Annotated in this window: 16 protein-coding genes; 5 read left to right on the plus strand and 11 right to left on the minus strand. The window is 46.7% G+C overall.

The features are described 5' to 3' along the window. Window positions 1-1129: 1129 nt before the first annotated feature. Genes FYJ45_RS26140 through FYJ45_RS26160 form a run of 5 tightly spaced genes read left to right on the plus strand, consistent with a single transcriptional unit; the run spans window position 1130 to window position 4522 of the window. Entirely contained in the window at window positions 1130-1999 is an 870-nt protein-coding gene (locus FYJ45_RS26140; protein WP_002578944.1) for a hypothetical protein, read from the plus strand. Window positions 2000-2018: 19 nt separating this feature from the next. Beyond that, window positions 2019-3059 carry a hypothetical protein gene (locus FYJ45_RS26145; protein WP_002304399.1) on the plus strand — a complete coding sequence of 347 codons (1041 nt, stop codon included), beginning with the start codon at window positions 2019-2021 and terminating at the stop codon, window positions 3057-3059. Window positions 3060-3068: 9 nt separating this feature from the next. After that, window positions 3069-3323 carry a hypothetical protein gene (locus tag FYJ45_RS26150; RefSeq protein ID WP_002588965.1) on the plus strand — a complete coding sequence of 85 codons (255 nt, stop codon included), beginning with the start codon at window positions 3069-3071 and terminating at the stop codon, window positions 3321-3323. Window positions 3324-3339: 16 nt separating this feature from the next. Next, window positions 3340-3603 carry a DUF1292 domain-containing protein gene (locus FYJ45_RS26155; RefSeq protein ID WP_002304397.1) on the plus strand — a complete coding sequence of 88 codons (264 nt, stop codon included), beginning with the start codon at window positions 3340-3342 and terminating at the stop codon, window positions 3601-3603. 49 nt (window positions 3604-3652) lie between these two features. Further along, the gene (locus FYJ45_RS26160; protein WP_002588966.1) at window positions 3653-4522 is read left to right on the plus strand and encodes a zinc metalloprotease HtpX; all 870 of its coding nucleotides are present in this window, start codon (window positions 3653-3655) and stop codon (window positions 4520-4522) included. Between the two features lie 278 nt (window positions 4523-4800). Here the strand turns inward: FYJ45_RS26160 and FYJ45_RS26165 are convergent, their stop codons facing one another. From FYJ45_RS26165 to FYJ45_RS26215, 11 genes are all read right to left on the minus strand, one after another. Then, complete coding sequence (locus tag FYJ45_RS26165; protein ID WP_002578945.1) at window positions 4801-6213, minus strand: relaxase/mobilization nuclease domain-containing protein; 1413 nt, start codon at window positions 6211-6213, stop codon at window positions 4801-4803. 62 nt (window positions 6214-6275) lie between these two features. Further along, a complete protein-coding gene (locus FYJ45_RS26170; RefSeq protein WP_002578946.1) occupies window positions 6276-6560 on the minus strand; it encodes a hypothetical protein in 285 nt (94 codons plus the stop codon). 116 nt (window positions 6561-6676) lie between these two features. After that, the gene (locus FYJ45_RS26175) at window positions 6677-7009 is read right to left on the minus strand and encodes a plasmid mobilization protein (protein ID WP_002578947.1); all 333 of its coding nucleotides are present in this window, start codon (window positions 7007-7009) and stop codon (window positions 6677-6679) included. Next, window positions 7009-15339 carry an LPD11 domain-containing protein gene (locus FYJ45_RS26180; RefSeq protein ID WP_002304391.1) on the minus strand — a complete coding sequence of 2777 codons (8331 nt, stop codon included), beginning with the start codon at window positions 15337-15339 and terminating at the stop codon, window positions 7009-7011. Before FYJ45_RS26180 ends, FYJ45_RS26175 begins: the two co-directional genes overlap by 1 nt. A gap of 18 nt (window positions 15340-15357) precedes the next feature. Further along, the gene (locus FYJ45_RS26185) at window positions 15358-15564 is read right to left on the minus strand and encodes a transposon-transfer assisting family protein (protein ID WP_002578948.1); all 207 of its coding nucleotides are present in this window, start codon (window positions 15562-15564) and stop codon (window positions 15358-15360) included. Next, the gene (locus tag FYJ45_RS26190) at window positions 15561-16157 is read right to left on the minus strand and encodes a YodL domain-containing protein (protein WP_002304389.1); all 597 of its coding nucleotides are present in this window, start codon (window positions 16155-16157) and stop codon (window positions 15561-15563) included. The genes FYJ45_RS26185 and FYJ45_RS26190 overlap by 4 nt, the downstream gene beginning before the upstream one ends. Before the next feature lie 13 nt (window positions 16158-16170). Beyond that, window positions 16171-17016, minus strand: coding sequence for an LPD16 domain-containing protein (locus FYJ45_RS26195; RefSeq protein WP_002304387.1), 846 nt, complete (start codon window positions 17014-17016; stop codon window positions 16171-16173). Then, the gene (locus tag FYJ45_RS26200; RefSeq protein WP_002578949.1) at window positions 17013-19088 is read right to left on the minus strand and encodes a DNA topoisomerase 3; all 2076 of its coding nucleotides are present in this window, start codon (window positions 19086-19088) and stop codon (window positions 17013-17015) included. The genes FYJ45_RS26195 and FYJ45_RS26200 overlap by 4 nt, the downstream gene beginning before the upstream one ends. A 177-nt stretch (window positions 19089-19265) precedes the next feature. After that, on the minus strand, window positions 19266-20498 hold the full coding sequence (locus tag FYJ45_RS26205) for an ATP-binding protein (RefSeq protein ID WP_002304383.1): 1233 nt from the start codon (window positions 20496-20498) through the stop codon (window positions 19266-19268). A 151-nt stretch (window positions 20499-20649) separates the two neighbouring features. After that, window positions 20650-21333 (minus strand): DUF4366 domain-containing protein, encoded by a 684-nt coding sequence (locus tag FYJ45_RS26210; RefSeq protein WP_002578950.1) that lies wholly within the window; start codon window positions 21331-21333, stop codon window positions 20650-20652. Then, entirely contained in the window at window positions 21323-21580 is a 258-nt protein-coding gene (locus FYJ45_RS26215; protein WP_002304378.1) for a DUF4315 family protein, read from the minus strand. Before FYJ45_RS26215 ends, FYJ45_RS26210 begins: the two co-directional genes overlap by 11 nt. Window positions 21581-21591: the final 11 nt, after the last annotated feature.

Raw genomic sequence — 21591 nt, forward strand, 5'->3', positions numbered from 1 at the left:
GAAAGAGTTGCATGTGGGACGTCTTTACTATCTTAGACATTCCCATTTGTCAGGAAGATAGCAAAGCCAGCCGAGCCAGTCAACGGTCAAGATGAACGGCGCATTTCATGCGCCGCCGTTGACAGTCACGCCCGTCTTTGCTAAAAAGTAATCAAGGCGGGAAAGCCCTAAAATGGCTTCCCGCCCATTTCAATTTTTAGAAAAGAAACGCTCCAAAATCAGAAAGAGAGCGTCCAAGCACTTTGAGGGATTGGCCGCCTTGTCCACCCATTCAGCGGGACAGCGGGCGGAGGTCAAGGCCGGGTGTAAACCCGTTCATTTCAGCTTAGAAACCCTTCATAAAACGGGCTTATTTAGCGATATAAGGCTTTATAATAGAGAAGGAGTGAAACTTCTATTCAAGTTTAGAAACGCCTTCCATTAGTCCGAAAGAGACCTTAGAAAGAGAATTAAATCGTAAAGTATCAGGGAAAGAAATTCAACCGACTTTGGAGAGAATAGAGCAAAAAATGGTTCAAAATCAACACCAAGAAACCCCTGAATTTAAAGCAATTCAACAAAAATTGGAAAGCTTGCAGCTACCTACACCACCAATACCCAAAACACCTAAACTTCCAGGACTTTAAACCTTAAAAAAGGAAAAGAGTAGTTACCAAAAAACGGTAACTACTCTTTTTTTATAAAAACCTTTCCTCATGTTTGAAAAGCTGATCGAGAAATAAAGCACACAACGGTATTCTTTCTTTTTTCAGTTGGTACATTTTGCAGTCTGTAACGTGTCATTTACTGTTTGTTACCTTAACATATCCAGTCGAAAACACAAGGGTATATAAACGAGCAAGCTCGCCCTTGTGTTTTCTTTGTGTCTATGTTGCGTTCTCGTCACAGCAAACGACACGAACACACTGGCGAAAATGAACCAACAAAACGAAAAAAGAAAGGAGCGTATACTTCACAGACGGTGTTAAGGATACTTACCAGATGAAACCGTACATTGCACCGACCGCTGCTGAGTTGGAACAATTTCTTTCCTCTCTAAATTAAATCTTGCCGAAGCAGTGATGTGTCAGACTTTCCTGACACATCGCCGCTTTGCACTTCACAAAATCCGCTGCCAGGAGGTGATGAAATGAGTATGGTAAATGCTGACTCCGTTCAGCTATTCGCAATGCTGAAAAAAATGCAGGATTCCATTTCCTCCATCGAAACTACCAAAAAATCTGTAAAGATGAAATATGAACAGTTAGGTGCTGGATGGCAAGATAAAAAATACAACGAGTTGGGCGTGGTTGTAAGAGACTGCAACAAGGCTCTCAATGACATATTGGTAATTATGCTTCAAGCAGAAAAATATGTGGCTTTACTCGCCAAGAGCCTTAGTGAATACGAAAGTGTTCAACTAGGATCTACAAATGGAATATCTGCAAGCACACCTCAGACCAGTAGTTTTGCTGTTACACCATCAAGTGCAGATACAACCACCTTTGAGTCAAATACCTTTGGTTCTAATCTTGCATTTGTTCAAGACAGACTATCAGCTGAACGATATTTTTCCCGTGGAAATCACTATGAAGAATATCGAGATTATTGGGAGAACGGGAACTATACCTTTTCTCGAAATGAAAATCCAGAACTCGTATACGTTAGAGCAAGGGATATTGAAGGAGTTTATCTCAGTGACCGAGAACTTGGGAACCCGGAAGGATTTTGGACACGGAATGGTCGAGAGGGATGGTCGAGAGAAAACATTCTAAGGCGAGCTTCGCACATCCAAGATGTTCGTCAAAATACTGAGTCAGGAATGTCTTTGGATGAGCTTTCACAAAACCCAGTGTTAGATGATACCATTCGTAGCTATTACAATAATCCTGTCCAGGTTGCGCAGGTAGGTTCTTATTATGTATTTCAGAGTGATGGGCGACATCGAACACTTGCAGCTCAATCGCTTGATACATATATCCCGGTTTTAGTAACAGGTAGCTACACTCGAAATGATTAACAAATGAGGAGGTGAGTGTTTGAGCAACGTAAATGCTGATGCAACTCAATTACTGACAATACTGAAAAATATGCGGACCTCCATTTCTTCTATCGAAACTACAAGAAGTTCTGTGAAGATGAAATATCAGCAATTGGGAATTGGATGGAATGACAAGAAGTACGATGAGCTGGGAACTATCGTAAAAGATTGCAACAAAGCCCTGAATGATATTTTACAGATTATGCTTCAGGCCGAAAAATACGTTGCTTCACTTGCCAAAAGTGTACAAGAATATGATAATGTTAATTTGGACACTCCTTCTGCACGAAATTCTTTCCTCCAGGGTCTGCAAACACCTAATGTTGGTAATTCGTCTTATCAGTATTGCCTTGGCGTGCTAACCCAAGGTAGCACACCAGACGGATATATCGCTGTTATATCACAACGCCATGAAAATGCAGAGCAGAATGTCAGAGAAGTGTTTGACCATTTCGCTGGTAAACTGATGATACAAGATTCTGAATATCCACCGGATCAGACAGCACATTACTCACCGGGAAATTATATAGGGCATTCACGAGGAGTCTACTACAATGCAGCTTCTGATATGACAAATCCAAGAGGTGCAGGAACAACTTATTTCCACGAGCTTGCTCACATGATCGACCATGCTTCGTGCAACTATCGGAGCAATCTATCCAATACTCCAGAATTTGCTGAGGCACTGGTTGAGGACGGACAAAGAATCCTGAGCTTATATAACAATCTTCCAGTGGAAAAGCAAACTGCTTTTCTGACCCGTATTAGGCAGGATTCAGCTCACTCCTTCTCGGACTTAATTGATGCGACAACAAATGGTCAATTGCACGGAAATTATGGTCACTCAAGGAACTATTGGACGAGACCGGGCAATCTACAAGCAGAAGCCTTTGCCCACTTTTTTGAAGCGTCTATGGGAGACCAAGGCAAATTAGAGCTATTAGCAAATTTCTTTCCTACAGCGTTTGGTATTTTTTCTTCAATGATTGATTCTATTAGACCAGATAATCATGTTAGGGTCTTGAGCAGAGAAAGGTAGGTGCATACAATGGACAAAAACAAGAGCGTTGCAGATTTTATGAATAGCTTCCTTAATACACCTGAACCGAAAATTGATAATGAGTATTATGAAATCGAAGAACAGTATTTTCGGCAATTCGGTCATGGTGTCCCAAGGGAAATGTTGCCTGATAGCATTTCAACGGAACAAATTAAACAAGCCATGAAAAAATGCATTCTTTCCAAAAAGGATAATCTCTTTGAACTATTAGGCATCATTATCAACGATAATTATTTATATTAAGAAAAGGAACGACGACATGGATGAAGACAACATTATAACTTTGAATGATGAGAATGGGAACGAAGTTGAATTTGAATTTCTTGACTTAATACCGTATCGCCAGAACGAATATGTTGTCCTGCTTCCTATTGGAGATTCGGATGGGCAAGTTGTTATTTTGCAGCTGAAAGAAATTGACGATGAAACAGAAGAATATGTTGGTGTTGAAAACGAATTTGTGTTAGAGACTGTCTTTGCTCTGTTCAAAGAGCGAAACAAAGATTTCTTTACATTTGAGTAATTAAACAATGCAAGCTCAAACCAACAACACGATAAAAGGGGGGTGCATTATGGATATTTGGCATCGTGTAGGCAGAATTGTTCGCTTCTCAAACTTAGGAACTCTTCTGTTCTTTACTCTTAATATTCTGCTGATTGTTGCTGTGTTCGGTTCGTCAGGAAGCATTGTTGAACTGATTTGTATTTACTTTTTCACAGTAGCTATCAGCTTATCCCCATTAGGCGAAATGTGCCTGGCTGCCTTCGCAGGAGCAAGCGATATAAAAAGAGTAGATATAAAACTTCGAGTTGTCCCGCTGGTTCAATATGTTTTAGATAAAGCAAAAGAGAACACATCATACTGTCCTAAAAAAGTGAAAGTGAAGATTATCCATGATCCTGCTCCAAATGCATTTGCTCTAGGTAGGCAAACACTATGCATAACTGACGGATTGCTTTTACTCTCCGATGATATGATACTTGGAATTCTCGCCCATGAGATCGGACATCTCTCATACGGACATACTGTTATCCAATTATTGATTGGCGGGGGCAATATATTTATATCCGGGTGCCTCCTGTTAATCAAAATATCCTACTGGATTTTTTCTGCAATCATGGGGCTGTTCGCAATATGCTCTCGTAGTGGTGTAATGGGTATAATTACCGCAGTTTTCGCAGGAATATCAACAGCACTTTCTTGGTTATGGGTAAAGTTCTGTATGCTTTTTCTGATGTGGTCTATGAGACAAAATGAGTATCTGGCTGATGAATTTGCTTATAAAATTGGTTTTGGTCTTGAATTAGCGACGGTATTAGACCAACATATCTCAGATGTTCCGCATGATGGTTTTCTCAGTGCAATATACTCAACTCATCCATGCAACGATGATAGGGTTGCAGCATTGCAAAATTTAGGTGTACCCTATTCTCGATACTAAATTCATAATCTCACAAATTGGCAAGCAGTGTAAACCTGTACAGGTTCACTCATTTTCTCGATTTTCCCTTCGGTGCAATCTTCGCAAATTTGCTTGTTGGGGAAGCATCCCCAATCCCCTTTGAACATCATCTGCCGATGATGGCTACACGATTTTCAATCGTTTCTCAAAGAACAGTAGAATAAAAATTTGCCCATGGTTGAAAGCACCGAAATCGAAAAGCAAAAAAGCAGCCACGATCCGCACCCTTTGGGGAGTGCAGACCGTGGCTTTTTGCTTTAACGGAAGTTCTTCTTTTCCTCTTTCTCTTTCTCTTTTTCCTGCTCTTTCTGCCTGTCGATATTCAAAATCGTTTCAACCGTCCGTTTGGCAATCAGCAGTTCTTCTTTCTCTTTTCTGATCTGACGGTACTCAGCGTAGTCCTGCTTTTTCTGGACTGCCAGCTGATGAAACTCCTCATACAATGATTGCATGGACGGGAGCTTTGTAATCTGCAATTCATCAAAGGCTTGCTTCGCCGCTTTATGAATTGTGATTTCCTGACGGTGTTCTTCAAAGAATTTTTTGCTATATCCAGACTTGCGGTACTCGATATAAATTTGCCTTGTGTTGCGATAATTTTTGATGTGCTGCTGCAACGCCTGAACCTCAACCATACGTTTCTCTGCGACCTTGATAGAATCAGAAAGCGCATCGAACCGGGCAGACAGATTTTCAATATGAGCAGTCAGATCGTCGTAGTTGCCCAAGCCTTTTTCTTTCAGTAGGATTACCGTTCGGGCAGCTTCTTTTCGGTTGAACTTCTTCGCCCACTTTTCATAACCGACCGTCTTGCCCTCGGCCATCTTTGCCTGAATATCAATCAGCATCTGGAACTGCTTCGGGGCAGGAGCCTTGGCAGAGCCGCCTTTTGATTTGTGCAGGTTCTTGCCGGAGATAACCGCTTGAATTTCCTCTTTGCTATATCCTTCGCCCAGGGAACGCAGCCGAATGAAACGCTTCTGATTCTCGCCCTTGAACGCAGGCTGCTTTCCATCCTTGAACTCAAATCCCATGTCAGCCAGAGCCTGAACAAAGCCATCAAAGCTCTTTGGTTTCTGCTTCAGCACCGCATCAATCGCATCACATAATTCGTCACGCTGGGTACGCTTCTTGGGATAAACAGTTCTTTTCTGGCGCTCCCGATACGGCTTCGGTGTAATAATGGACAGCCCGTGTTCCAGGCAAACCATATCACTGAGTCTTTGCACCGCCAGACCGGAAAGAAAGAAGTTTTTGAATTTCCGTGTGGCATCCAGCGAGGTCGAATTATAAATGATATGATTGTGAATGTGGGATTTGTCGATGTGGGTCGCAACGATGAAAGCGTGTTTTCCCTTTGTCCATCGCATCGCTGTTTCATAGCCGACTTGGTTCGCTTCTTCCGGGGTGATTTCTCCCGGCTTAAAGGACTGGCGTATCTGGTATGCGATGATATTGTTCTTCTGCTGTCTGCCGGTAATATGCTGATACTGCCGTTTGGAAAGCAGAAATTCCTCATCTGCTGTCTTTGGATCACACTCATAGGAACTGATAAATTCGCCATCATTGGTTTTTGCGGCATTTTGTGAGTAGTCGGTTCTGTCTGCCAAACATTGAGCGACCGTCTTTCCCTTATTCACATGGAGTGCAATCAATCTTGTCGCTGCCATTCCCATCACTTCCTTCCCAAAAAGAAAAAGCCACCGGTCGGTGACTTTTCTCTGATATTATCTTATGACCTGATAAATGCTCCCAGACTTTCTCCAATATTCTCGACTTTCATAACAGCCCAGACGAGCAAGAACACCGCTGCTATTGTCGCAATTCCAAGAACCACAAGAATAAGCAGGGACTGCCACAAAGCCTTTACAATGCAGTAAATCGCAGATCCGCCAATGACCAAGAGCAATAAACCAATTACATAGGACACAACATTTGTAAGCAGATTTCCAAGAATGCAAATCACTTTTACAACGAACAGCACCGGCAGTGCCAATATCTTCAATACCAGCTTCATAGGCTCAACCCCTTTCTTTTAATTATATTGTACAAGGGTATCTGCCATAACGCAATGATGTCAACCCTTATGTAAAAGCCGCAGCCGAAACTGCGACTTCCCAACAAGTTGTCGGATTACTGGATTGAGGACAGGCGAACAAGAACTTCTCTCATGTCCGTCCAGATCTCCTCCAGCCGTTTTTGCAAATCCTCAATGTCAGCACGATAGATGCTGCCTGTTTCGTTCGCTCGCTTTGCGTACTGGTTCAGGTTGTTGGAGCAGATTCGCAGGAGCGAAACCAGGGCTTTCACATCCTGCAAATCCAGTCTGATACAGTAACCATCCAGAGCCATTTTCCGCAGATAGGCTCCCATGCTGCGGATGCCAAGCTCGTCCATCTTCTCATGGATTCGCTCGACCTCCTCCTTGGATGCAAGGAAATGAACATCCTGATCTCGCTTTGCCATTACAACACCTCCTCACGGGTTTCAGAGTATTTTGCAGGCGGGATATGCTCCGCTTTGGATTTCAGATCAGCCAACACAGAAGGACGCTCTGACTCGCTTCTTTCGTCACGATTTTCCACAGAGTCCTCCATATTCAGGGCTGCATCCAGTTCTGCCAGTCGCTGACTTTTGGCTGTCAGCTCTGCTTCCTGCGGGAACGGTTTTCCAACCTCCGCCTTGGCTGCTTCCTGCTGATTGTAGAGATTATTCAACTGCTCATTGGCTCGTTCTAAGCGCTCAAGGATGCCTGCAAGGGCATTGTCCAGTCGGGTGATATTTCCTCGTGCGTCCGTTCCAAGGGCTACTCTGTGGCTCACAGCGCCCTTCAGGGTCACATCGAACTCGTTCCGGAAACTGTCAAACGAAAGCTCCATCTGAAAGCCACGGTAACTGCCAAGAGGAACCGGATCGGCACTTTTCGTGTCCTTACAAGCCGCAAGGAGGATTTCACCGGCATCTGCCTTTTCGGTGTAGGCTTTGCCCATGATTTCCATGCCGCAAAAGCCATCGGCAATCTGCGGGTGTGCTTCCACGGTTTTAATATCAGCTTCAAAGCCATGAATATAGCCTGTCTGCTTTTCAATCTCAGCCGGGAAGTATTTCAGAAGCTTATCTTCCATACGGTACTGCTGGCTCTGGTGGTCAGCTTTCAGCACCTTCAGCCTTGCCACATCAATGTCCAAGTCCATCTTTTCCTTGATAAGCGGATTGCCGGCACACAGCGCCTTGATCTCCGCATAGGACAGCGCCTGCTCATCCACATCGTCACAGGAGCGAACCGGTGATTTGGAGGTCATAATCTGAGAAATAAACTTCTGCTTGTTTTCCAAGGTCTGATACAGGTAGGCATCGAAGGTTCCCTCGGTCACATACTGATACACCTGAACCTCTTTGTTCCGGTTGCCCTGACGGATGATACGACCGTTTCTCTGGGTCATATCAGACGGACGCCAACCCACATCCAAGTGGTGAACTGCCACCAATTTGTCCTGGACGTTGGTTCCTGCACCCATCTTTTGCGTACTGCCAAGAAGCACTCGCACCTGCCCGGTACGAACCTTGGCAAAGAGGTCTTTTTTCTTTGCCTCGGTATCTGCATCATGGATAAAGGCAACTTCTTCCGCAGGCACACCGTTTGCAATCAGCTTGGTTTTGACATCATCATAGACATTGAAGGTTCCATCATTTTTCGGTGTGCTAAGGTCGCAGAACACCAACTGGGTCAATTTGTCAGCCTGACCGTCCTGCCAGATACGCAGGATATTTCCCACGCAGGCATTGAGCTTGCTGTCAGGGTCATCGGGTAACAGGGTGTTCATTAGCCGCTGATCCAGTCCCAATTTTCGTCCGTCGCTGGTAATCTTGAGCATATTATCGACGGACGGGTCTACAATACCGGCATGAACATCTGCTGCTCTCTCTGAAAGGGAAGCCACCATATCCTTCTGGTACTCAGAGGGCTGAACCACAACCGTTTCAAACTTTGCTTCGGGAACAGGGAGATGCAACTGGTCAGAGGTCTTGATGTCGGCAACCTCCTTGAACATATTCATCAGTTCAGGCAGGTTGAAGAACTTCGCAAATCGGGTTCTGGCACGATAGCCGGTTCCCTCCGGTGCAAGCTCAATCGCAGTTGTTGTTTCTCCGAAGGTCGATGCCCAGGAATCAAAATGGGTCAGGTTCTTTTGCTGGAGCGTACTGTACTGGAGATAGCGCATGACCGTATAAAGCTCGGTCATCGAGTTACTTACTGGAGTACCGGTTGCAAAGATCACACCACGCCCGCCGGTCAGCTCATCCATATAGCGGCACTTCATAAACATATCCGAAGATTTCTGGGCTTCGGAGGTGGACAGACCTGCCACATTTCGCATTTTTGTGTAGAGGAACAAATTCTTGAACGCATGGCTTTCGTCCACAAACAGCCGGTCTACACCCAACTGCTCAAAGGTAATGACATCATCTTTCTTGTCAGCGGCAAGGAGCTTGTCCAGTCTGGCTTCCAATGATTTTCGTGTTTTCTCCATCTGCTTGATCGTGAAGTTTTCGCCACGCTGCCATTTCAGCTCCGCAATCGCACCCTCGATCTCATCAATCTGCTCCCGCAGCTGCCGTTCCTGTCGTTCGGCAGAAAGCGGGATTTTTTCAAACTGGCTGTGACCGATGATGACTGCATCATAGTCACCCGTTGCGATACGAGCGCAGAACTTCTTACGGTTTGCTGTTTCAAAATCCTTCTTGGTGGCAACAAGGAGCTTGGCACTCGGATAGAGGTGCAGGAACTCGTTTGCCCACTGTAAGGTCAAGTGATTCGGCACAACGAACAGGGATTTCTGGCTCAATCCAAGCCGTTTACTCTCCATAGCCGATGCAGCCATCTCGAAGGTCTTGCCCGCACCAACTTCGTGTGCAAGCAGCGTATTTCCACCATATAGCACATGAGCGATAGCATTTCTCTGGTGTTCACGGAGGGTAATATCCGGGTTCATGCCGCCGAAACGGATATGAGAGCCATCATACTCACGAGGTCTGGTGGAGTTAAAAAGTTCGTTGTACTTGGTGGAAAGGGTTTCTCGTCTGTGCGGATCTCTCCAAATCCAATCTCGGAACGCATCCTTGATTGCCTGCTGTTTCTGCTGTGCCAGGGTAGTTTCTTTTTTATTGAGGACACGCTTCTGCTTACCATCTGCATCTTCAATCGTATCATAGATACGAATATCCTTCAGATTCAGCGTTTCCTCCAGAATCCGATATGCGTTGGCTCGCTCTGTACCGTAGGTGACATACGCCGCCACATCGTTGTAGTTGGGAGAACTCTTACCGTTGATGCGCCACTCTGCGGTCAGCTCGGAGAACTTGACCTCAATGGAACGGCGCAAGTAATACGGCGTTTCAAAGGTTTCCTCCATGAACTGCTGAATATAATCGGCATCAATCCATGTTGCACCCAAACGCACATCAATCTCGGACGCATCCAAGTCCTTCGGCTGTGCTTTCTGCAAGGCTTCCACATTGATGTGGAAGGAAGAATCCCTGTCTGCCGCCATCTGTGCGACACGCAGCTTGCTTCTTACATCACCGGAAAGGTAATCATCGGCAGTCTGCCATCCAACTTCCACAGCATCGGGAGCCATCGGGTCTTTGAAGATCACCCCTCGAAGCTCTGCCTGAATCGCATCGTATTCTCCAGGTGTTCCAAGCAGCTGTGCCATAAACGGCAAATCCACCTTGCCACGCTCACCGATAGAGATTGCCAGAGCTTCGGACGGCGTATCCACGCTCGTCACTCTGCGTTCCGGCTTGATGGTTCGCTTGGTGAACATATCCGCCTTGCTTTTCAGATTGCCGTCCTCATCCACATTTTCCAGAGAACACAGGAGATAGTAGGAGGAATCGTCAGCAAATGCCTGACCATTGGCTCGATTATTGATAAGCCCGTTCTTTGCGGCAAACGCATCGTAGGCATCATTCAGTTCTGCCTGTTTCTGAGTAATCATTTCATCCGGGTAATCCTCAAGCTGATATTCGATCAGCTCGTTGACGATACCACGAAGTTCCACCATGCCCATCACACGGTCTTTTGCTTTCTCATTCAGGTCTACACGGCGCATCAGGGAGTTTTCACGGAAGTACACATTGCCATCCACCACGGTATAAGAGAAATTCTTTACATCCGGGGTTGCAGGAATGGTTTCGATTTCCTTACCCTTGTCAGCTTCGGGAAGCTCCACAGCCTGATAGGTTCCTTGGATGTGGGAAACTGCTTCTTTCAGAAGTTCGGACAGTTCCATGCCCTCAATGGGACGCACTGTAATGTCCATGCCGTAGGCGGTACTTTCTTCCACCGTATCGCCCAGAACCATTTCAGGATGAGCGACAAAGTAGCTGTTCATGGTGTGTCCTTCTTCGGTGCGGTCAAGGTTTACCCATTCCGGTACAATGTCAATCGGATGGTCACGCTTTTGCAGGAACAGGATGTCGGACACGACTTCCGTGCCTGCGTTTTTCTTAAAGGCATCGTTTGGCAGACGGATTGCACCAAGCAGTTCCGCCCTCTGCGCCATATATCGCCTTGCGTCAGAGTTCTTGGAATCCATGGTGTAACGGCTTGTCACAAAAGCGACCACACCACCGGGACGAACCTGATCCAAAGCCTTGGCAAAGAAATAGTTGTGAATGGAGAATCCCAGCTTGTCATACGGCTTGTCGGACACTTTGTAGTTGCCGAAAGGGACATTACCCACAGCCAGATCGTAAAAGTCTCGGCGGTCTGTCGTTTCAAAACCGGCTACTTTGATTTCTGCGTTGGGATAGAGCTTCTGAGCAATTCTGCCGGTGATGGAATCCAGTTCCACACCATACAAACGGCTGCTCTGCATTTCAGGAGGGAGCATACCAAAGAAGTTGCCGATACCCATAGCAGGCTCCAGAATATTTCCTGTTTCAAAGCCCATCTGTCCGACCGCATCGTAGATGGAGCGAATGACCGTAGGGCTGGTGTAATGTGCGTTCAGGGTGGAAGCTCTTGCCGCAGCATATTCATCTTCGGAAAGCAGGTTTTTCAGTGTCTGATACTCCTTCGCCCAATTTCCCTTGTCCGGGTCAAAGGCATCTGCCAGACCGCCCCAACCGACATAATTCGACAAAATCTCCTGTTCTTCGGTAGTGGCGTTCCTGTTCTCGCTTTCCAGTTTGAACAGAGTTTCAATGGCTGCGATGTTTCTTGCGAATTTCTGCTTCGGTCCACCTTCACCGATGTTGTCATCCGTGATGTGGAAGTTCACCGCAGGAACAGGTGGGATTTCTCTGGTGGTGATGGACTGCTCAAGCTGAGCGATAATGTCCATGACTTCGGCATTCTGCCATCCGTCCACCTGGGCATAATCCTGAATGATGGTGTCCTTTCCATCTACGCACTGTACGAAGTCCAGACTACCCGGCAGATCTCTGGTATTCATTGCACCCAGGGCTTTTCTCTGCGTGTCAGGAAGTGCATAGTAGGCTCGCAGGGCATCATCAAAGGAACTGTATTCCTTGATGTCCAGCGCACCCCGCTTCTGAATGTCCTCGGCAACATAAAAATGATCGATGAAGTGTTCCGGTTCCTGCTGTTCGGGTTCCGCACTGGCTCTGACCTGTGCGTGTGCCTTTTCGTCAGGGTAGTCCCCATAGATACGGATGCACTTATGCTCCTGCTGATCGTAAACGGCAGCACCATCGTACTTGAATCCGTCATCCTCCATGGTTCCGTCCACATAGCCCTGGGCAGCTTTTTCCGCTTCTTCCAGAGTGTAGTAGTCCAGTTTATCATCGAAGCCGTTTTCAAAGTGATGGTAGGCGGCAACCAGATAGCGGGGAGCCATGCGCTCCTCGTAGCTGTTAATCATCTCAGGTGTCAGCCATTCTGGTTTGTCGGGAATCATTTCATACAGCTCACGCATCTTGGCAATCTGTGCATGGCGGTTGCCTGCCCACAGATGCTTTTCGCTGTGCTGTCCTGCACCAAGGAAGTATTCGCAGTCCATACGCAGACGGTCTAACAGCTGATACTCAGGGGTGTAGTCCCTCGGTTCGGTTTTGCCCAGAAAATCCTCTGTAACGGGCTTTTCTTCGGTTTGGGCATCAACCCTTACCGCATGGTTTCTTTCGTCCTGAGAGAGCATACGCTCGAAATTCTCACGATTCTCGGCACGGAAGATGGGATAAGCAAGCGTAGGGTCACGCAGCTGAACTTCTCTGTCCGTGATCTGCTCCACACGGAAAGCTGTATCGTCCAGATATACCGTGTCACCGACCTGATAATTCCATTTCGGTTCCTCGGAAGCAGATGCTTCCACAACTTCGGCAGGCTCTGCCACAGGCGCTTCTGGCTGAACCGACTCCATCGCAGCTACGGACTGACGAACTTCCTCCAAATAGTCATTGGCAAGCCATTCGTCCGTGAAGTATTCCGTAACGCCTTCCGGGTCTACATAGTAGTCATCGGTCTGATTATCCCAGATCGCATACTCGCCATCCTCGGTATCAATCACTGCGAAACGGTCATAAACATCTTCCAACGGATCAGTTTTAGCTTCTTCGATAGCCTGTCGTTCCGCTTCTTCCTCCGGGCTGAGGTAGCGTCCCTTTCGTATCAGACCGTCGATTCTCTGCACCACCTGCGCCCAGGACATCTGCAATTTATCGCAACCGCTCTTGGTGTAAGCAACACCCTTGGCATCGTGATCCTGACCGCTGTGCGTTGCACCAGAGCAGGCATGGGAATGACCACCGGTTCCGTATTCATGCTTCAGGAAGTCCATCTTTTCCTTGGCAGAATGATTCTCCTGCCAGTAGTTATAAATACGGGCTTTACCACCGGAAAAGCCGCTTCCACGGGTCAAGTCTGCATTGACTTCATCATCCGTAATGAACTGGCGGACAAGGGGCATCTGCATCATATCGGTCTGATACTCACGCAAAGGCATATTCAACTCATACAGCTGTTTCTGAATGAGATTCAGCTTGTGATAGTGAAAACGAAGCAGATCGGGATTTTCCGCAAGGGTTTTTCTAAATTCCGAATACTGCTGTACCAAGGTTGCGTGGAAACGAGGGTCATCCAACTTTTCAGCCAAGTCTGCGGTTTCGTCAGGGAAACCACGAAACGGTTCCTGATGAAGAATTGCCAGATAGTTGCTGGAACGGGCTTCTTCACTCAAATCGTGATAAAGATGCCACAGGGATTCTGCCAACTTCTGACGCTCATATCCGGATGCTTCTACCAGTTCCACATTAGTTGCGAACCGACCATTTTCAAGCAGTTCTCCAATGCGCTCGGCAACCGTTTCCCAAGAAACGATCTGCGCTCTGGGGCTGTCAATGGCAGAGGAACCTTTGGCAAGGTGGATACCGTCCTCGGCATACCACGCACAGATATTCCCGCTATCTTCTTTCAGACCATAGCCGCCGTGATAGACCTGCTTTAAGGTCTGAACGATTTCTTCCAACGGCTTCTGCTTCATATATTCCAGCGCTACGACTTTTCGGGCTTCATCGGTATTGCTACCAAGCAGAAGGAAGTGGTCGATTTCTTCCTGGGCAAAAGAAAAAGCAGAGGGCGTAAAGCTCTCTGCTCGGTCGATAAAACTGATTTGTTCATTTTCGGAGAGGAAAAGGTTCAGACTCAGCTGTTGATAAGCTCCGTCATCACGACTTCCTCCGCCTGTGCTTTCAGGCTGTTCATGTGCTGCACCCACGCCATCTGCTGCGTTTCCTTGTCCGGTGCGGGGCTGTCCTTCAGGTACTGCTCCATCAGAAACTCCACTCTGGCTTTCGCTGTTTCCTCGATCTCCCACAGGTGCGGGAACAGGCTCTCCGTCAGAATCATGTCGTTCAGGAGCATCGGATTGTTCTGTTCCAAAAATGCTCGACGCATCCTGCCGTACTTGCCCAGAGGTTTCTCTCCCTCGTTCTCCAACTGAAGGTTCGGAATCTGATAATCTCCGGCCTGTCTGTAAGTCATCTCGCTCATAATCTGTACTCCTTTCGGTAGCTTTAATCTGCTCATGTTCTCCAATCGCTTTTTCGATTTCCTGAAACATCCTTGTGCTGATGGCATTCACCGCAGTACCAAGGGCATTTACCGTCTGTCTGGTGTTAAAATCAAACACCTTCTGGAAATCCTCATGCTCGAAGTAGTTGTCGGGACTTTCCACGAACCGGCAATACATCGTATAGGATACGCTGTTTGCCACCGCATTTTTGAAAGCTACTTCGATGTTGAGTTCATCATACTCCTCAAGGAAGCTGTTGGCAACGATGTCGAGGAACTGCTTTTTGTAATCGTCCCAATACTCAGCCGCCAGTGCGGATGCAATATCTTCAAGCTGTGCTTCCAGTACCCCGTCAGCGGCAACACCGAAGGTACGCTCCATCGCTTCCATGACATAGGAGCGGTTTTCAGGCGTCACCTCCCACGGTTTCAGTTCCGGGGAAGAACGGCGAACGCCGGTATCCGCCACATCAAACACATAGCGCAGATACGGTTTATCCCTGTTCATCACAAACAGAGCAATGCCGGTAGAGCCACGCTTTACATATCTGCGGTAATTTTCAGCGTTCCAGTCCTCATAGGGCTTGCAAAAGGTCGCATTGGGGCGCTGAGCATAAATCATCACCTGTTCCGGATAGGTGAACTCATAGTTGCGGGACATCGTTCTCAAAAACGAAGTCCAGTTATCTGTGTTCGAGGTGATTTTCCCAATCGTTTCTTTTGCTAATCCGGAATAAAATCGCTCTTTTGCGTTCATTGTATCCCTCCAATCCTATCAATCCGGATAAAGGTTCAGCTTCTCAAAGGCGGCATCGTCCATGGCTGAAACTTTACGGAGAACCGAGTCTGCCAAAGCAAAAAGCTCTGACTCGTCCTCCGAAAGCTGTTCCTTCATCAGTGTCAGTGCTTCACACAGCCCTGACCTTGTGCCAGGGCTGTAAAGCATCATCATGTTCCGCTCATCCTGTGTGAAATCCATCATTCAATCTCCCTTTCCGGGTGGCTCTTGGGCGGCTTATGGGAAACATCCGGCACGGGCTTTTCCTTTAACTGCTCCAACACCGAAGGACGTTCCTCTAATCCGGACGCTTTTCCGTTATTGATGATACCGTCAATCATCCCATAATCATCTTCCATTGCCATCTCTGCGTTTTTCAGGTAGTTTTCGGACTTCATAAAGTTTTCCAGCTTCTGAAACCCAACAGAATCTACATAGTGAAAGGATACCTCACCGACTACCTTTAAGGCTACGATGTCGCTGACCGACATACTGTGACCACGGAAATCATCCGGGTGGTCAATATTGAACTTTACATACAAATCTTCCAGCTGCCGATTCACATCCTCGGACATAGAAATGGAGCCATGATAGACCACCTCGTAACGGTCAATCTCAGGCTCCATTTCTTTCTTCTGAAGGTAGCTGTAATTTGCAAACATGAGCGGGATATTATCGTCTACATCTTCCCGCAGCTGAAGAATCGCATAGGAATCCGTGGGGCTTTCCAGAAAAGCAACCATTCTGTCATCCGGGGTGGTATTTCCGTGAACATCATCCCATTTTTCGTTTTTCATATCCGTGTCCTCCTTATCGTTCAGGCTCTTTGCGTTTGGGAGAGGGACTGGCAGGCGCAGCTTTTTCTGCGGCCTGTGCCAGTTTTTCCATGACCGACTCACGCTTCGGAGAGTCGAGCTTATCCAGCTGACTTTTCAGCACTTTGGCAACCTCAACCGCAGTTTCCTCACGGGCTTCTTCAATGGCTGTATTCAGGAACTCACGATACGGAGCCGTATTACCAGCGGCAAGATCTGCCTTGATTTCTTGGATATGCGCCTGCACATCATCGACCTGATCCATATATTCATAGGGGTCGAAGTTCTCTGCAAAACGGTCGAGCTTAAAAGCAAGCTCAGCGATAGGGTCATTGACCACCACCGCCTGTCTGCCGACTTCAAAAGCCTGCTCCATGACATCCTCATAGAACATTGCCCGCAGTTCCCGGCGCTCCAGCCCGAAGGATTCCAGAATATCCCGGCGGACTTCGAGCATGGACAGTTCAGGGTTATCAACCTGACCGCCATCAATCTCGTTGTAGTTTTCATCCAACAGGGTGTAGTCGTAACCATCTTCGCAGGTCTGCACCGCAAGGATTCTATCCTTTCCGACCTTCCATGCGGCTTCATCGCCCATAATCTCAGGCTCCGGCATATAGCTTGCGCCGTTGCGCTCCATAATTTCTGCAAACTGGCAGATATGAAACACATTGTATCCGATCTGCGTATGATACTCGTCAATGAAGGTGCAGGGCTTCACAACCATTTCATCCGGGTAGTGAATCTGCACACAGCTGCCATCGGGGATATGAAACAAATCCTTATAATGGCTGTCGATAAATCGGATTTCCTTACCATCCGGGTTGTACTCATTTGTCATTTGCGCTTTCCTCCATTTTCAAATTCCATACTGAACTTCGTTTTGCCATCATCTGATACCTCCATAAAGACGGTGGCATCAAAGGTGTTGCCCGTTCTTTCGGACTTGCAATTCTTGAGCTTTACCTTGCCGGAACCAAGCAATTTCTGCGCCGTGGCAGAAGTCATGCTCTTGCCGATGCTCGCAAAGTAGCGATTGTTTTTCCAGAGGGCAAATTTGCAAGCTCTGTTGGAACAGAAAAATGCCTTGGCTTTGTCCTCTACAGCACTGCCGCAGAGCGGGCATTTGCCGATAGAATTGGCTTCTTTCGACATCATAACCTCGGAATCACGGATTACTTCATAGTTCTGAATCAGACCGGCAATCACATCTTTGATCTCGTCCATAAAGTCCTCGCTGGCATATTCGCCTTTCTCAATGAGCAACAATTTTTCTTCCCAATCCGCCGTCATGGATGGGGACTGAATCTGTTCCGGCATGACTGTTACCAGAGCCGTACCCTTGTGGGTCGGAATCAGGTGTTTGGTTTTCTTATCACCCTTACGCTCCAGAAAACCGATGCGAACCAGCTTCTCAATGATACCGGCACGGGTCGCAGGCGTTCCCAAACCTTTGCGCTCCACCTCATCAGGCATTTCGTCCGCACCGGCAGTTTCCATAGCAGAAAGCAGAGTATCCTCGGTAAAGTGTTTAGGGGGAGATGTTTTCCCTTCCTTGATTTCCGTGCCGCTGACGGTCATTTCGTCACCAACGGAAACAGAAGGGAGTGTCTGCACGTTTTCGTCGGATTTTGTCGAATCATTTTTCTGAACCAGAGCTTTCCATCCATCCTGCACAACAGTTTTGCCTTTGGTGGAAAACACGGTACCGCCACAGTCCAGCTCAATAACTGTCTCTGCGTATCGGTGCGGATCGCCAACAGCTACGCACAACCGATTCGAGATCAGTTGCAAAATTGCAAGTTCACCCTTGGGAAGTTCGCTCAGATTGCATTTCTGCAATTCTCTGGTCGGAATGATGGCATGGTGATCTGTGACCTTTTTGTTATTCACAACCTGCTCTGCATGAACTGGTATGTTATCCACATCCTCCACGGGGAATGTGTGGAAAGCCAGCTTTACGAGGTCGGTCAGGCTATGTGCCATATCTTCCGTCAGAAACCTGCTGTCGGTACGGGGATAAGTGACCAGTTTCTTTTCATAGAGGTTCTGCGTGTAGTCCAAGGTCTGCTGTGCCGTGTAGCCAAGCACACGGTTGGCTTCTCTCTGTAAACTGGTCAGGTCATAGAGCGCAGGCGGCTTTTCTGTTTTCTCCTTACATTCAGCTTTCTGAACGATTGCCACCGAACAGCTTTGTTTGACAGCTTCGGCTGCTGCCTTGGTTTTGAAGCGTTCGCTTGCAGCCGTAAAACCATCCAATCCAATCTGAACTGTGTAGAACAGTTCAGGCTTGAATGCGGAAATGGCAGCTTCTCGCATAACAGCCATAGCAAGGGTAGGGGTCATAACACGACCAACATTCAGGGTCTGCCCGTAAAGGGTCGAAAAAAGTCGAGTAGCGTTAATACCAACAATCCAGTCGGCTCGTTCTCGACACAGTGCTGCTTCATACAAAGCATCATATTCCGTTCCAGACCTGAGATTTTCAAAGCCCTCCTTGATTGCTACATCTTCCATCGAGGAAATCCAAAGCCGCTCAAACGGCTTTCTGCACCCGGCTTTGTGGTACACCAACCGAAAGATCAGCTCGCCCTCACGACCGGCATCTGTTGCACACACAAGACTCGCAACATCTTCTCTGGCCATGAGCTTTTTCAGAATCCCAAACTGTTTTTTCGTACCGGCAGAAACCTCATACTGCCAGTCCATCGGGAAGATAGGAAGGTCTGCATAAGCCCATTTGCTGTACTTCGCATCATAGACTTCCGGCTGTGCCAGCTCCACCAAATGCCCTACACACCAGCTGACCACATATCCGTTTCCCTCTAAGTAGCCATCCTCACGCTTGGCAGCACCTAACACTTTGGCAATACTCTGTGCAACCGAAGGCTTTTCAGCCAAAACTAATTTCATTTGCATCTGCTCCTTTCACAAAAAAATAAGCAGCCACACACCGTAGTGCATGACTGCTATGTAAAAAGTTCGGAAAGGATTTTTGCAACCTGATACAATTTTCTGTTCTACAATCTCCGTCATAATAAAAATATCTCCATCATTTCAAAAGAGAATGACGGAGATATTTCACCTTGCTTATTCTTGTAGCAACCAATCGGCTATATCGTGAATTTCGATTCCTTCATAGCTATATTGGGGATGTTTGGTTCTGGCAATAATCATTTTCGGATAAGCGTCTCGAATCTGAAGCAGAGGAGAGCATTCTCTCTCAAATGTTTCCTGCCCGGAAATGTTGTCGCTGACCTGAATATAAATCTTTTCGCTACCTCTCTGAGCAACAAAGTCGATTTCCTTTTGATAGAGCTTGCCGACATAGACATCATATCCACGGCGAAGAAGCTCGATACAAACAACGTTTTCATATACTCTGCCATAGTCTATATTTCTGCTTCCCAGTATTGCATATCGAATACCGCTGTCACACAAATAGAACTTTTCAGAGCTTTCAAGGTATTTCTTACCTCGGATGTCATATCTCTTAATATCATAAAATACAAAAGCATTGCACAAATACTTAATGTACTTGCCGACGGTTACATGATTGGTTGGAGTCTCATTTGCTGTCAGTAGCTGACTGACCTTATTCGGAGAAGTCAGGTTGCTGATATTATCCATAAGGAACTCGCTCAGACGTTGTAAAACCAAAGTGTCCGGGAGAGTATATTTCTGTACCAAATCCCTTGTAACAATCGTTTCGTAGACCTCTTTGATATAGTTTGTTCTGTCTTTTTCGGTTCTATAAGCATAGGAACCTGCTAAACCGCCCTTGATAGCGTACTCATCAAAGAGCTTATCTTTGTCACTAATATCATCATAATACTGGCAATATTCCTGGAAGCTGAAAGGAAACACATGAATTTCAATATAGCGTCCGGTAAACAGAGTTGCCAGATCTGCACTCAACAGGAAAGCATTAGAGCCTGTTACATAGATGTCGTATTTTCCCTTAGAGTACAGGCTATTGATTGCCAACTCAAACTTGGGACACATCTGAACCTCGTCTACAAACAGGTAGTTCGTTTTTCCTTCCTGATAATGTTCTTCCACATAGGCGTGTAAGGCATGGTATTCCTTGATTTCTTCATACGCCAAATCCATGAAGTCGATGAAGATAATATTGATGTTTTCAAAATTGCTTTTCAGATACGCAATATACGCCTGCATCAATTTGGACTTACCAGATCGACGAATGCCCGTGATGATCTTGATGTCAGGAGTACCATTCAGTTCAATGATTCTATCGAGATATTTTGCTCTCGTGATTGTTTTCATATAGTCACCCGCTTTCAAAAATTGAAGTTTTTTCATTTCTCGAAACCGCTTCGCTGTACTTATTATACTGTCTGCTAATAGTATATGCAAGATGTCACTTTCAAAAACGCAAATTTTTTTATTTTTTGAAAGCGGAAACTATGTAAAGGCAACCCGAAGGCTGCCCCAGGCATCAAGCCTATCCTGTTTACACAGGTTCATTATCATCTTCATCGACGGAGCTATCTTCATCGTCGTCCTCAAACTCCGGATCGTACCCATAGTCCTCGTCATCGTCCACATAATCAGCATCTGGGTCAGGCTTTGCCGCTTCCTGTGCCTTCTTCTTTTCCTGGACTTTCTTAAATACGAAGAATCCACCACCACAGGCAAGCACAATCAGAGTAAGAATCGCCGGGAGCATATTTGTGGATTTCGGCTTTTCCTCCGGTGTCGGTTCTGTAATTTCAGGAACTGTTTCAACTACTTCCGGCTTTGTTTCCTCAACCGGCTTGGTGAACTCTGCAACTTCTTCCTCGTCCATCAGCTTGAGCAGGTCGGCTTCATCCACCTGATTCAGAAAATGCACGGTTTCCTCGCCCTTATCATCACGGTCAATGATGATATAGAAGTAGTTTCCGTTTTTGGTTACAGCGGTAATGAACTGCTTTCCGCTTTTCGTAGGCGAGCCAGCGTCATCAACCAAAGTCAGATTGCCGTCGGGAGTAAGCGGTAGCATCGGCTCCTCCGGCTCTGTTTCGGGAACTTTTTCTTCGACCGCAGGTTCTTCAGTCGCTACGCTTTCATCTACATAGGCAAATGCCGTTGTAGAAAACACGCCAAAACACATTGCACACGCCAGCAATGCGGCTCCAATTTTCTTAAATCTCATTCTGCGTTTCCTCCTCATTCATAGTATTGATCGTATCAGGCTTCGGAGCCATATCCGCAGCAAACATACGGAGCAGCTCGGAAAGCTGTTCGGGATTCAGGTTCGCAGCATGAACCATCTCATGGATTTCGGAATTTTCCTCCTCACGGTATCTGCGTTCCAGGTCTTTCACCTTAGCATCCCATTCTGCCCGTTTCTTACGGGCTTTTTCAAGGTCTGCACCTATTCTGTCTAACTTGGCACTCAATCGCCATCCCT

Source organism: Eisenbergiella porci, from assembly GCF_009696275.1.
Classification (GTDB): Bacteria; Bacillota; Clostridia; order Lachnospirales; family Lachnospiraceae; genus Eisenbergiella; species Eisenbergiella porci.